We start from the raw sequence: 499 nt of genomic DNA, 5'->3' as shown, positions 1-499 counted from the left end.
AAGAGTAATGCTCAAGTTTTTTCACAAGATCAGCTCGCAAAGGATTTGTTGCAATGTAGCGAGCTTGATTTAATAAATCTTCTTCAGCCTTAACTCTGTGTTCAAAATAGCCTTGCTGCCAAATCTTCCCACTCGAGTTATTGAATTGATTAAATTTTATAGTGGTTATGCTTTTATATTGTCTTATAACTTCTGGCAGTGATGTAGTTTTCAATTGAACAAGCCAATGTAAGTGATCAGGCATTAAAGCATAACAAATACTATTTACTTTATTTTGCATTTGCATGATCCCCCTAGCTGCAATACAAGCATTATTAAAATTTTTGAATAAAGTCGCTTTTTGCGTACTACAAATTGTAATGCTGTAAAATTGATTATTAGAAGAGTACCGATTAAGTAGGAGTTTTTGGGATGAGTACATGGTGTTTGTTTATAGGTTATTTTTATAAATATAGATAAGAAAAATAATAGAACAAGGTAAATGCTTTATTAGGTAATA

At 30.9% G+C, this 499-nt stretch carries 1 protein-coding gene; it reads right to left on the bottom strand.

Annotated features, from left to right (window positions below; genetic code table 11):
* On the bottom strand, nt 1-421 hold a 421-nt coding region (locus J8L73_RS19155; protein WP_211019479.1), incomplete at its 3' end, for a transposase.
* Nucleotides 422-499: the final 78 nt, after the last annotated feature.

This window comes from Pseudoalteromonas sp. MMG006, from assembly GCF_018101025.1.
Taxonomy (GTDB): domain Bacteria; phylum Pseudomonadota; class Gammaproteobacteria; order Enterobacterales; family Alteromonadaceae; genus Pseudoalteromonas.
This window is presented reverse-complemented; position numbering and strand designations above follow the sequence as displayed.